At 53.9% G+C, this 12,736-nt stretch carries 10 protein-coding genes; 5 read left to right on the top strand and 5 right to left on the bottom strand.

All coding sequences use genetic code 11. The annotated features are described in order from the left end of the window. Nucleotides 1-74: 74 nt before the first annotated feature. From QSK07_RS14520 to QSK07_RS14500, 5 genes are all read right to left on the bottom strand, one after another. Entirely contained in the window at nucleotides 75-1,229 is a 1,155-nt protein-coding gene (locus QSK07_RS14520; RefSeq protein ID WP_285721809.1) for a mandelate racemase family protein, read from the bottom strand. Between the two features lie 847 nt (nucleotides 1,230-2,076). Then, on the bottom strand, nucleotides 2,077-3,117 hold the full coding sequence (gene idnD, locus QSK07_RS14515; RefSeq protein WP_285721808.1) for an L-idonate 5-dehydrogenase: 1,041 nt from the start codon (nucleotides 3,115-3,117) through the stop codon (nucleotides 2,077-2,079). Between the two features lie 3 nt (nucleotides 3,118-3,120). Continuing rightward, nucleotides 3,121-4,488, bottom strand: coding sequence for an MFS transporter (locus tag QSK07_RS14510; protein ID WP_285721807.1), 1,368 nt, complete (start codon nucleotides 4,486-4,488; stop codon nucleotides 3,121-3,123). Nucleotides 4,489-4,501: 13 nt separating this feature from the next. After that, entirely contained in the window at nucleotides 4,502-5,791 is a 1,290-nt protein-coding gene (locus QSK07_RS14505) for an MFS transporter (protein ID WP_285721806.1), read from the bottom strand. A 65-nt stretch (nucleotides 5,792-5,856) separates the two neighbouring features. Beyond that, a complete protein-coding gene (locus QSK07_RS14500) occupies nucleotides 5,857-6,624 on the bottom strand; it encodes an SDR family oxidoreductase (protein ID WP_285721805.1) in 768 nt (255 codons plus the stop codon). A 282-nt stretch (nucleotides 6,625-6,906) separates the two neighbouring features. On the opposite strand from QSK07_RS14500, the gene QSK07_RS14495 reads away from it, so the two are divergent. The 5 genes from QSK07_RS14495 to QSK07_RS14475 all read left to right on the top strand — a co-directional run bounded on the left by QSK07_RS14495 (nucleotide 6,907) and on the right by QSK07_RS14475 (nucleotide 12,409). Further along, a complete protein-coding gene (locus tag QSK07_RS14495) occupies nucleotides 6,907-7,608 on the top strand; it encodes a FadR/GntR family transcriptional regulator (protein ID WP_275219462.1) in 702 nt (233 codons plus the stop codon). A gap of 74 nt (nucleotides 7,609-7,682) precedes the next feature. Further along, nucleotides 7,683-8,936: an enolase C-terminal domain-like protein gene (locus QSK07_RS14490; protein WP_285721804.1), complete on the top strand. Its 1,254-nt coding sequence runs from the start codon at nucleotides 7,683-7,685 to the stop codon at nucleotides 8,934-8,936. Nucleotides 8,937-9,408: 472 nt separating this feature from the next. Then, nucleotides 9,409-10,524 (top strand): ABC transporter substrate-binding protein, encoded by a 1,116-nt coding sequence (locus QSK07_RS14485; RefSeq protein ID WP_285721803.1) that lies wholly within the window; start codon nucleotides 9,409-9,411, stop codon nucleotides 10,522-10,524. A gap of 164 nt (nucleotides 10,525-10,688) precedes the next feature. Continuing rightward, a complete protein-coding gene (locus QSK07_RS14480; RefSeq protein WP_013357848.1) occupies nucleotides 10,689-11,096 on the top strand; it encodes a DUF2231 domain-containing protein in 408 nt (135 codons plus the stop codon). A gap of 11 nt (nucleotides 11,097-11,107) precedes the next feature. Continuing rightward, nucleotides 11,108-12,409 (top strand): PQQ-dependent sugar dehydrogenase, encoded by a 1,302-nt coding sequence (locus QSK07_RS14475; protein ID WP_285721802.1) that lies wholly within the window; start codon nucleotides 11,108-11,110, stop codon nucleotides 12,407-12,409. The last annotated feature ends 327 nt before the right edge of the window (nucleotides 12,410-12,736 follow it).

The following is a 12,736-nucleotide window of genomic DNA, read 5'->3' as shown; positions in this document are numbered from 1 at the left end:
GGTCAGAGGTTTTCCCGTTTACCGCGTCATCGGGGCTGCGCGGCAACAGGGTTATTATTGTTTGCCGTACTTCATTACCAGCGGTTCAGCGTGTGGGTCTCAATCCAGCTGAAGTTAATATCCTCTCCCAGCCCGCTGCGGGTGGGCAGGGTGACAAAACCCCGATCGTCCATCGGATCAATCAGGCTGTTGAGATACGCAGGCGGCGTCTCATAATCCAGGAAGGGATGCAGCAGGCCGCGCTCATACCAGCGGCAGTTACGAATAGCCCCGACCACCGCCAGGCTGGCTGCGCCGTTGCCGTGGACTTCGCAATCCATACCGAAAGCTTCCGCCAGACTGGCTACTTTCATCGTAGCGGAGATGCCGCCTACGCCATTGGCACCAGCACGCAGAATGTCGCAGGCACCGGCACGGACCCAGTCGGCCCGGCTGTGATGTTTGCCGCCAAGACTCTCCGGGCCGAGCACGTCGATTGAGAGGTTGTCCGCCAGCCAGGCGTAAGAGGCCATGCTCTCTTCCTCCATTGGCTCTTCGAACCAGGTGAAGTTAAGTTTTTCCAGTGCTTTGCCGATGGTCAGCGCGTCACTGCGGCTGTACCAGTGGTAGCCATCCAGCATCAGTGCGATACCTGGGCCAACCGCTTCACGCACCGCTGCGCAGGCTTTGATGTCCATGGACGGGCTGGGCGCAAAGGCGACCGGCGGCATCCAGGTGTGCAGCTTGATTGCCTTATAGCCGCGTGTCACCAGCTTTTCCGCGAACTGTGCATACTCATCCGGCGTCGATAAACCGCCACTCAGTTCATCGCCACACATGGTGCTGCCGTAAGCCGGTATCTTCTCGCGATAGCCGCCCAGCAGCTTATGCACCGGCTGTTTCAGCCTGCGCCCAATCAGATCCCACAGCGCCTGCTCAACTGCGGAGAGGGCACGCTCGGTAAGCTGGTGGGCGCTGCCGCGCTGCCAGTGCACCAGATCCTGCCACAGACGCTCGCGGTCAAAGGCGTTCTGACCGATCAGCACCTTGCGAAAGAAGGCATTAACCACATGCGACCGCACCACTTCCGGTGGCGCAAAGGCGTAGCCGCATTCGCTATCCTCGCTGGTCAGGGTCAACAGCGCCATCTGCGCATCATTTTCCGGGCCGGGATGGGAGTGGCCAGCGCTGTCGGTAACGCGCCGGGTGGGATAGCTAAAAAGGGTGACATCTATGGCGCTGATTTTCACGGTTAACTCCTGTGGCTGGCTGTCCTGATTAATTATTAAAACGCTGTTTCATTTTTAATTTAGCGCTCACAATTCATTAACGCACTGGCCAAATCGATACGATTAACGGCTAATATGTGTGCAGCCGCCCAAGGTGCTGTGAGCATATTCACGAAAGCTGTCCGTTTTGTGAGCAGCAACACGCTGCACTTCTTTCTTCACGGAGGACATTCTCTGGCTGCTCACTCAATTCCTGTAGCGGGTTACAAGGGGGATAAAGCTGGCCTGTGATCTGTCTCAAAGGAATTGCCAGAGCCAGGCAAACCCGGTTCAGCAGCATTTAACCCTTCGCTTAACCTTTTACTTCAGCACATTCGTTTAAATGATTACCGGGAGCAGGACTCTAAAGGGCGAACAGACGGAACGGTCTTTGTGAGCGGCGGGAGAGGGTGTTTCAGAGGGTAAAGTCGTCAGCAACCGGAGGGTCATATCTGGAATGGCTAACAGGTAATAAAGAACCTGATTCACTGGCTCAGGCGCCAGCAAACCACTTAACAGTACCAACTGATGCTGTTTTGAGAGGAAAAAGGCAGTAAAAACCTGTCTGCTGTGCAACAGATATGCAGGCGCCATTGCAGTGCCTGTAACAAAGGGTAGCCTTTACCGTGCTGACGAGAGGATGGCGCTGAAGCCTGAGTCAGGCCGCAATGCGCCACCCCGATCGGAGACCAGCGTCAGGCGTGAGCAGATTGAACCGGTTGTCACTGCCCTGACCAGAGCAGAAAGCTAAGTCACCGTGGCCCGACCCTGCTCAGTGTGACGGGCCTCGTGATGTATCCGGCAATGGTTCTTTTAACCAGAACCGATATCAGAAAACCAGCTGAACCTTCGCCGCTTTTTCTTTATCTGAGGCCAGTTCCAGTGCAGCGCTGGCGTCATGCATATCCACTTCGGCAGAGAGTAATGGCAGCGGATTAATTTTGCCGTTACCCAGCCAGCTGACGGCTGTGCTGAATTCATCAACGAAGCGAAATGAACCGCGCAGCTGAATCTCCTTAACCAGCAATGCCCCTATCGGGTACGTCACTGCAGCGGCACCCATGCCCAGTTGCACGATTATCCCTCCGGGACGTGTATATGAGACAACAGAGGCTACGGCTGTCGCTGCCCCTGATGCTTCGAAACAGACGTCAAAAATGCCACCCCCGGCAGTCCAGCCTTCCGTGGTCTGTTCATCACGAGGGTCATGGGCAGATATGGCGCCCATCCTGACTGCCAGTTCGCGGCAACGCTCACTGATATCGGTGGCGATCACTTCGGTTGCGCCGGAAGCGAGAGCCGCTGCAATAACCAGGCAACCGATAGGTCCTGCACCGGTCACCAGAACACGTTTTCCGGTCAGGTCACCGGCTTGCTTTACGGCGTGGATGCAGACGGCGAGCGGCTCAGCAAAAGCGATAACCTTTGAATCAGCCTGGTCCGCGTAGGGTACACATTGTTCCGGGCTGACAACGACTTGCTGCGCGAAACCGCCGTTAACATGCGGGAAGAATTGGGCGCTGCCCATAAATCGCATTGAGCGGCAAAGGTTTTGTTTGCCGCTGCGGCAAATCTCGCATTGCTGGCAGGGTTGTGACGGATTGATGGCGACACGTTGGCCAGGGCGAAGATTGCTGCCGGGTGGGGCTTGCTCGACTATGCCGACAAATTCATGTCCCAACACCATCGGAGATTTCAGTACTGACATCCCGGCTTTACCGTGCTGAAAATAGTGGATGTCTGAACCGCAGATCCCGCCGCGCTCGACGCGCACCAGCACTTGCTCATCATCCCAGCTAATAATCTGCGCCTCCACGCCAACATCGTGCGCGCCTTTGACCATGACTGCTTCTACTGTTTTCTGCTGCATAACTTATCCCCGTACATTTGATGGAGTATTGAAATTATTGGCTTCGTTGCTGTTTTGTTCGTCTCCCGGCGGGGTTATCAACTCAATCTTACCGACCAGGAACAGGTAGGCGAAAAAACCCGCCAGCGCCACGGCGGCGATGTACCACATTGCGTACTGGAAGTTCTGTGTGCGTTGCAGGATCACGCCGATGATAATCGGGCTGGCAATACCGGAAAGGTTGCCAAAGATATTCAAAAAGCCGCCGATGGTGCCGATAAGGTGCCGTGGTATCACATCGCTGCATACCACCCAGCCCAGATTAGAGAAGGCATTGGCAAAGAACGCGATAGAGAGAATGCCGATAGCGATCACCGGCTGATCCTGGAAGAAATTGACCAGCCCAATCGAGCAGGTCAGCAGCATACCGGCCATCACCGGCAATTTGCGTGCAAATGTGCGGCTGCGGCCACGCTTAAGCAGCATGTCACTTAAGGTGCCACCACACAGCACGCCAGCCATTGCCATCAGATAGGGAAACATTGCGCCGATGCCCGCTTTATCGATCGACAGGTGCAAGCCTTTTTCCAGATAGACGATGAACCAGGTCAGAAAGAAATAGAGCGTCGACGAGGCCGCGAACTGCGCGATAAACAAGCCCCATGTCGTGTGCTGGCGCAGGATATAGCGCACCGACTGCCAGTTAACCCGGCTATGCGTGTTTTGCAGCGCGGAACCGTAACCGCCCCCCTGGCAAATGATTTCCAGCTCGGCCTTATTCACCGACGAGCTGTGCTGTGGATCACGATAGGTGAACAACCAGTAAATACCGAAAATGATGCCTGTCGCGCCAGACAGATAGAAAGACATCTCCCAACCCCATTTGCTGACGATAAACGACAGCGCGGGCGTGAGCAGTGCCAGGCCGATGTATTGCGCACTGGAATAGGTTGCGGTAGCACGCGCACGTTCATGATCAGGAAACCAGGTGGCGATAATTTTGGTATTGGAGGGAAAAGAAGGCGCTTCAGCTACGCCAACGAGTGCGCGACACACCAGTAACATCACGAAAGATGCGGAAGCCGTGGTGAACAGGTTATGCGAGGCAAAACCCATCAGCAGCGTGAAGATGCTCCACAACACGATGGCACTACCGTACAACCAGCGCGAGCCGATTCGGTCAAGCAAATAGCCGACCGGAATCTGACTCATGGCGTAGAACCAGGTAAACATCGAGAACAGCAGGCCAAGCTGAGTGGCTGACAGGGCGAACTCGCCCTGAATGTGAGAGCCTGCAACGGAAAGGTTTGCGCGATCCATGTAGTTAATCGCGGTGACTATAAACAACATGGTCAGCACGGAGAAGCGCGTTCGGGTCGGTTGAGTGGTCATGGATGAGCCTGTTTCAGTAAGCATTTGAAGTTTTCGTCAATGCTGCGGAATGGCTGCTGAACGTCGTCAACAGGGCGAGCAAAACAGCGACGACCAGCGATCCGCCCATGAACACATAGGACGTCATTGGGCTACTGGTCAGGCCATTGAGGTAACCGACAATCCATGCGCCAACGAAAGATCCCAGCGCCCCGAAACAGACGACGAAGGACATTGCTCCTGCCACCACATTGCGCGGGATCATTTCGGGTATTGCGGCGAAGAATGGGCCGTAAGGCGTATACATCGCACCCCCAGCGATCACCAACAGCGTGTAGGAAATCCAGAAGTGCGAGGCACCCAACGAGAATGATCCAATAAAACAAAGTGCACCAAGGCCGAGAAACGTCACCACAATGGCTTTACGCTGCTGATATTTGTCTGAAAACCAGGAGACGCCAAGCATTAGCGGGACGGCGAGGAGATAGGGTGCCGCTGAGAGCCAGCCGGTGGCGACGATGCTCAGTCCCGAGGCGGTTTTGAGGATTGACGGCAGCCACATGATGAAACCGTACATGCCGATGTTCCAGAAGAAGTGAATAAATGCCAGCGAAAGTACTTTGGATAAGCGGAAGGCTTCACGGTAATTTTTGACGGGTTTAATTGCCTGCTGTTCAGCTGCCAGGGCATTTTCCACCGCGCGTTTTTCTGCTTCGCTCAACCATTTGGCATCTTTCGGCCGATCCGCATAAATCGCCCACCAGATAAACGCCCAGAGAATGGCCGGCACACCTTCAATAATGAACATCCCGCGCCAGCCAAATGAATTCACCAGATAGCCGGAAAGAATCGACATCCACAGCACGGTGATGGGATTGCCGAGAAACAGGAAGGTATTGGCTTTAGAACGCTCGGCACGCGTGAACCAGTGGCTGAGGAAGATTAGCATCGCCGGCATCACCACGCTTTCAGCAACGCCGAGCAGGAAACGAATCGCGGCGAGCAGCGCCACGTTGTGCACCATGCCGGTTACCGCAGCCAGCGCACCCCAAAGTATCAGGCTCAAGAAAATCAGTCGCTTAGCCGAATGCTTTTCAGCGTAAATACCGCCCGGCACCTGAAAGCAGAAGTAGCCGAGAAAAAACAGCGCCCCGAGCAGCGATGAAATCGCGGGCGTGATGTGCAGATCTTCGGCTAATCCTGCTGCCGCGCCGAAGCCATAATTCGCGCGATCAAGATATGCCAGGCTGTAGGTGATAAAGGCGATGGGGATCAATCGACGCCATCTGCTGGTCGGTAATGTCCCTGCAACGGTCTGATTCATGGTTCTGACCTCTTTTATTTTTTGTCAGTAGGGTACAGGTGCGTTTTGATGCGGCGGGTAGCGCGTTACAGCGTCGCGAGCCAGCCGCCGTCCACATAGATCATCTGGCCATTAACGTAATTTGAGGCGGAGGACGCCAGATAAAGGGCGGTGCCGATCAGTTCTTCGGGTTTGCCCCAGCGGCCTGATGGATTGCTGTTGCAAACCCACTGATTAAACTCTTTGTTATCCACCAGCGCGGCGTTCATGTCGGTGAGGATATAGCCCGGACCAATGCCGTTAGTCTGGATGTTGTGCACGGCCCACTCGGCGGCCATAGATTTGGTGAGCAGCTTAATCCCGCCTTTAGCCGCGGTATAAGGCGCAACCGTCGGGCGCGCGGCTTCGCTGGTTAACGAACCGATGTTGATGATTTTGCCGCCACTGTTGCGTGAGACCATGCGTCTTGCCGCGGCTCGCGCCACCAGAAAAGCGCTGGTGAGATTCACGTCCAGCACGCGCTGCCAGTCACTTAATGCCAGATCGAGCATTGGCTGGCGAAACTGAATGCCGGCGTTGTTGATAACAATATCAACGTGAATGTTGGCTTGATCGAGCTGGCTGAACACCTGCTCAATATCGTCTTCTTTCGCAACATTAAAAATAAAGCCGGAAGCGTTATAGCCTCTGGAGTGCAATTGGCTCAGTGCGGCATCCATATGCTGCTGGCTGGTGCCATTCAGGATGACGCTGGCACCGGCTTCAGCCAAACCGCTGGCGTAAGCAAAACCCAGGCCGCGCGTCGATCCGGTAATCAACGCGGTTTTACCGCTAAGGTCGAAAAGAGTGCTCATTATAAATCTCCATGTAGCATGACTAACAAGTTAATAGTAATTGTTGTACTTGAGGTAAGCGTAAGCAGCAATTCTCCTTAAGGCGAAATGCAAAGCGCTTCACAAAAATTCAGTTCACTGTTTTACGATTTCGCAGCAAGTATTTAACCTAACTCTCTCATTAACCGGGAAAAATGGTGATTTGTTATTTTTCAGAAAGACGCCAATAGCGCAAAATTTATCTTGTACTGGTTTATAATCGGGGTTACAAATCCAGACATGTAGGACAAGTGGGTTGATGTTATGACGTTAGAAAGTGTACAAAAAAATAACATCGTGGATGTGATCTACGAGCAGATGAAGAAAAACATTCAGGAGGGTATCTGGGAGCCCGGCTGCAAATTGCCTTCAGAACCCGCCCTGACGGCCACTTTCCAGGTTAGCCGTGTCAGTGTAAGAAGTGCAGTTCAAAAACTGCGCGATCTTGGCGTGGTGGTCACGCATCATGGAAAAGGCACTTACGTTACGCGTAATGTGGCGCGTTACGACACTTTCAACGATAACCAGCCGATTCTGCATCTTTCACAGGAAGAGTTTGACCATATGCGTGTTTTCCGCCAGACCGTGGAGTTTTGCTGTATGGAACTTGCGGTGAAAAACGCGAATGATGACGATCTTAACGAGCTGGAAACAGCGCTTAACCGCATGCTGGTGAATAAGGATGATTACAAAAAGTATTCACTGGCAGATTATGACTTTCACCTGGCGATTGTGAAGGCTTCGCATAATTCGATCTTTATTCATGTGATGCAGTCGCTGAAGGGCATTTACATTCATTATCTGGAAGAGCTTAACCGGGTTCTGGGCATTACGCTGGAAAGTATCGAGGCTCACATCAAGGTCTATATGGCGTTGAAAAATCGGGATGCTACGCTGGCGACAGAAACGTTAAATAGCGCCATGGCGCACAACGTGCGTGCCATTCAGGATGTACGTCACGACTGATTTCACAGAAATCCCGTGCAGACTTTTTTAAACACCTTGCATGTAGGACATCTTACAAGATATTCAGGAGTATTATGAGCCAGCTGAAGATTACCAACGTTCAAACCATACTGACTGCACCTGGCGGCATTGATTTAGTCGTCGTCAAAATAGAAACCAACGAGCCAGGTTTATACGGTCTGGGCTGCGCCACGTTTACCCAGCGTATACACGCCGTAGCAGCGGCAATTGACAACTACATAAAACCTTTTTTGCTGGGCAAAGATCCCGCGCGTATAGAGGATATCTGGCAGTCGGCTGCGGTAAGCGGTTACTGGCGTAACGGTCCGGTGATGAACAATGCGCTTTCTGGCATGGATATGGCGTTGTGGGATCTGAAGGGCAAAGTGGCCGGTTTGCCGGTTTATGAACTGCTCGGTGGAAAATGTCGTGATGGCGTGGCGCTGTACCGTCACTGTGATGGCGCTGATGAAGTGGAAGTGGAGGACAACATTCGTGCACGCATGGAAGAGGGCTATCAATACGTACGTTGTCAGGTCGGCATGTATGGTGGAGCAGGCACTGACGATCTGCGCTTAATTGCGGGCAAGCTGGCAAAGGCACGTAACATTCAGCCCAAGGTTTCGCCGCGCAGCCAAACGCACGGCGTGTATTTCGATCCCGATGCCTATGCGCGGGCGGTGCCGCGCCTGTTTGATCATCTGCGTAATAAACTCGGCTTCGGCGTTGAGTTTATCCATGATGTGCATGAACGAATCGCGCCAATTGCTGCGATTCAGATGGCAAAAACGCTGGAACCTTATCAGTTATTCTTTCTTGAAGATCCGGTTGCGCCTGAGAACATCGACTGGCTGGATAAAATGCGTGCGCAAAGCAGCACGCCGATTGCGATGGGAGAGCTCTTTACCCAGATTAACGAGTGGAAACCGCTGATTCAGAATCATTTTATCGATTACATTCGCTGTCACGTCAGTACAATCGGCGGGATCACGCCTGCGAAAAAGTTAGCGACTTTTGCTGAACTTTACGGTGTAAAAACAGCCTGGCATGGCCCTGGGGATATTTCACCGATTGGGGTGGCAGCTAATTTACACATTGATTTAAGCATCACAAATCTGGGTGTTCAGGAATATACGCCAGTTAATGACGCGCTAATGGAGGTGTTCCCAGGATGCCCGGAAATCGATCGCGGCTACGCTTATCTCAGTGAACGACCGGGGCTGGGAGTTGATATTAATTTAAAAGAAGCAGCGAAATATCCGGTACAAGGTGATTTACCGAAATGGACCAATGCGCGCTTGCCGGATGGTACAGCAGCACGGCCTTAACGGGTGTATCTGGCAGCAGAAAATCGATCAGGTATCTGCTGCCCTCAGCGAGCTCTGTGAGCCAAAATGTAAACCAACAAACGGATCTCTGATGGTGCAGTCTTAAGCACTGAGCGGAGCCAGTGCTTCTGCATCAGTCAACCTGATCCGTTAACGCTTCCCAGGACGATTTTTGACACTCGTTAATTGATGAATTCCCTCTGCTTCATCATCCTGAAGATAAAGTTAACCGTCATGCAGCCACTTTAGCTTTTTTGTGTCCCAGGCAGGCTGAATTTTCTCTTTCCGGCGCTGAGTTTTGCCTGTTAACGTCACCGGGCGAATAATGCGCGGTTTGGTTTAAGCCGTAAGGTCGCTGTAACCTCGCCGCAAAAAACATTTAACCCCACGACTTCCCCTGAACGCTGTTTTAGGTGATAGTAACGCCGCTTTACATTAATAGTTCTCATTATCATTTGTGCGGGTTTTCATAATGAAAAAATGGTTTTTAGCGCTGGGGCTGCTCACGCTGGCAGGAACGGCTTCGGCCAAAATGATCACCGATGTCGCAGGCCGTCAGGTCGAGGTGCCGCAGGAGGCAAAGCGCATCATTCTGGGTGAGGGCCGTCAGATCTATCTGCTGGCCGCATTTGATAGCGACGCCCCGTTCACGCGGGTGATTGGCTGGCGTGATGACCTTCACAAGGCGGACTGGGACGGTTATCAGGCCTACGAGAGGCGTTATCCGGAAATTAAAAAATTACCGACCTTCGGCGGCGCGAAAGATGGCACCTTCAACGTCGAGCAGGCGCTGACCCTGAAACCCGATCTGGTGCTGATGAATCTGGAGTCGAAAGCGGCGACCGATGAAGGCAAGCTGATTGAAAAACTGCAGGCCGTTGGCGTACCGGTGGTGTTTATCGATTTCCGTGAAGCGCCGATGGTGAACGCGGAGAAAAGTATCCGCATCATGGGCGAACTGGTAAACAAACCGGCGCGTGCGCAGGAGATCATCACCTTCCGCCAGCAGCAGATTGACCTTGTCACCTCGCGGCTGAAGAACTTCACCGGCTATCGTCCGAAAGTGATGATCGACCGCGCAGGCGGCTATAGCGACGAATGCTGCATGTCATTCGGCAATGAGAACTTTGGTCAGATGGTGGAGATAGCAGGCGGTCGCAACATCGCGAAAGACCTGATCCCTGGCACCTTCGGCACGGTTAATCCGGAGCAGATTATCGCCAGCCAGCCGGATGTGGTGGTGGTGACCGGCGCAAACTGGAAGAACTACAACACCGTGGGCAAATGGGTCGGCGTCGGTCCGGGTGCAAACGTCACCGACGCGACGGCGCGTCTTAAGGCACTGATGATGCGCGATGCTTTTAAAACCCTGCCGGTGGCGCATAGCGGCAACGTCCACGCCATCTGGCATCAGTTCTACGATAGCCCGTACCAGTTTGTGGCGATTCAGGCGCTGGCGAAATGGCTGCATCCCGACCTGTTTGCCGATGTCGATCCGGATGCCACCTTCCGCGCGTTCCACGAGAAATTCCTGCCACTGCCTTACCAGCCAGGCTACTGGGTCACCTTACCCGCTGATAAGCCCTGACTGACCAGCGATGACAGGGACGTCATCCGCCTGATTTGCAATTCCTCCCAAATAAACTCTCTGTTCTCTTCAGATTTACTAATCTTTTACAGACGCGGGGTCGGTTGCTCTGAGCAGTGCGACATCTGACCTGGTCCGCATTCACGTTAAAAATGGAGAGAAACATGCGCAATACCCTGGGAAGATCGGCGTTTGCCGTGACGCTGTATGCTCTGCTGGAGCCGGTGCCGCTGGGCTTTTTTGTGGCGGCCTGGCTGTTTGACATTCTCTACATGCAGACCTTTGTGCAGTTCTGGACGGATGCCGCAGGCTGGCTGATTGCGCTGGGACTGATACTGGCGATCGTGCCACGTCTCATTGCACTGGTTTATCTGTTTCGCGGCAGTGACAGCGCGGAAAAGGGCCATTTCTGGCTCTGGCTGGTGGCCATCATCATCGCTATCGTCAATGCATTTATTCACAGCCGTGATGCCGCCGCGGTGATCCCACTGGGCGTAACGCTCTCGACGCTGGTGGTAGCGCTGCTGCTGCTGGCGAATGTGCAACTTGCGTTACGTCAGCGTAGCGCTTAAGGAGGAGCCACATGAACATACCGCATAAAACGCTGCTCGCGCTGACCCTGGCCACTTTGCTGGCAGGCTGTGATGATGGTGCGCTGGTCGATCCGCAAAAGCAGATCGGACCCAATCCCGAACTGCCGCAGGCGCAGAATTTCTTTATGCCGCCAATGCAGGTGCCGGAAGGCACGCCCTGGAAAGCCGGTGAAATGCCAAAAGTGGCTGATGGCCTGAAGATTGAGAAGATTGCTGAGAATCTGCAGCATCCGCGTCAGGTTTACGTGCTGCCAAACAATGATGTGCTGGTCGCGGAATCCAATGGCCCGCCAAAACCGACCACCCGGCCTAAACAGCTGATTATGGGTATCGTGCAGAAAGCGTCAGGTAAGGGCGGCGCAGGCGGCAACCGCATTACGCTGCTGCGCAACGTCAATGGTAAATGGGAGCAGCATCGTTTTATCGAGAATCTGCACTCGCCGTTTGGTATTCAGCTGATTGGGAATACGCTCTACGTGGCGAATGCTGACAGCCTGGTGAAGTTCCCCTATCGCGAAGGGGACACGGAGATCCGTACTGCTCCTGAAGAGGTAACGGAGCTGCCGGGCGGACCGATCAACCACCACTGGACCAAGGCGCTGTTAGCCAGCCCCGACGGCAGCAAGCTCTATGTGGGCGTCGGCTCCAACAGTAACGTTACCGAAAACGGCATTGGCGCAGAGTATCGCCGGGCAGCGGTACTGGAAGTGGATGCGGCCAGCGGTGCCAGCCGTATCTACGCCAGCGGTCTGCGCAATCCGACCGGCTTGCAGTGGGAACCGCAGAGCGGCAAGCTGTGGGCGGTCGTCAACGAGCGTGATGAAATCGGCTCCGATCTGGTACCGGACTACCTGACCTCGGTGCAGGATAAAGGTTTTTACGGCTGGCCCTATAGCTACTTTGGTCAGCATGTGGATACCCGTGCCGAACCGCAGCGTCCTGAACTGGTTGAGAAGGCGATCAAGCCCGATTACGCCCTGAGTTCGCATGTCGCGCCGCTGGGCCTGCTGTTCTATGGTGGTGATAATATGCCGCAGTACCGTGGCGGTGCGTTTATCAGTGAGCATGGCAGCTGGAACCGGACACCGCTGAATGGTTACAAAGTGGTGTGGGTGAAATTCGAGAACGGCAAGCCGGTGGGTCAGCCGCAGACGGTGGTTTCGGGCTTCCTGACGGACGATGAAAAGCAGGTAAGGGGGTTGCCGGTTGGGCTCGCCAGCGATAAACAGGGCGGCGTGCTGATTGCTGACGACGCAGGGAACACCATCTGGCGTATCAGCGCCGCGAAGTAAGTTCTGCACGGATTGGATTATCGCCGTAAAACAGGCATAAAAAAAGGATTTGGCATCGCGCCAAATCCTTTATTTTTTGTTCGCTACCCGGCTGGTAACCGCGCTGCGAACGAGGTGCTCAGCACTCTCCACAGACAGGATTGTAAAATGTGCGGCTAAGGATTTCAAGTTTCGCCAAAATACTGTATGTTTATACATGTGTTGAGTGTCGGGCATTGCCTCATTGTCGACTGGCCGCTCCCAGGGGCACGGTTTTAAAAATCCCGGCAGGCATCAGGTGGTGCTGGCCTGTGGCTTTAACCATGAGTGCCGCTCAGCCCTCTCCAC

Source organism: Pantoea sp. QMID4, assembly GCF_030270445.1.
Taxonomy (GTDB): Bacteria; Pseudomonadota; Gammaproteobacteria; order Enterobacterales; family Enterobacteriaceae; genus Pantoea; species Pantoea vagans.
This window is presented reverse-complemented; position numbering and strand designations above follow the sequence as displayed.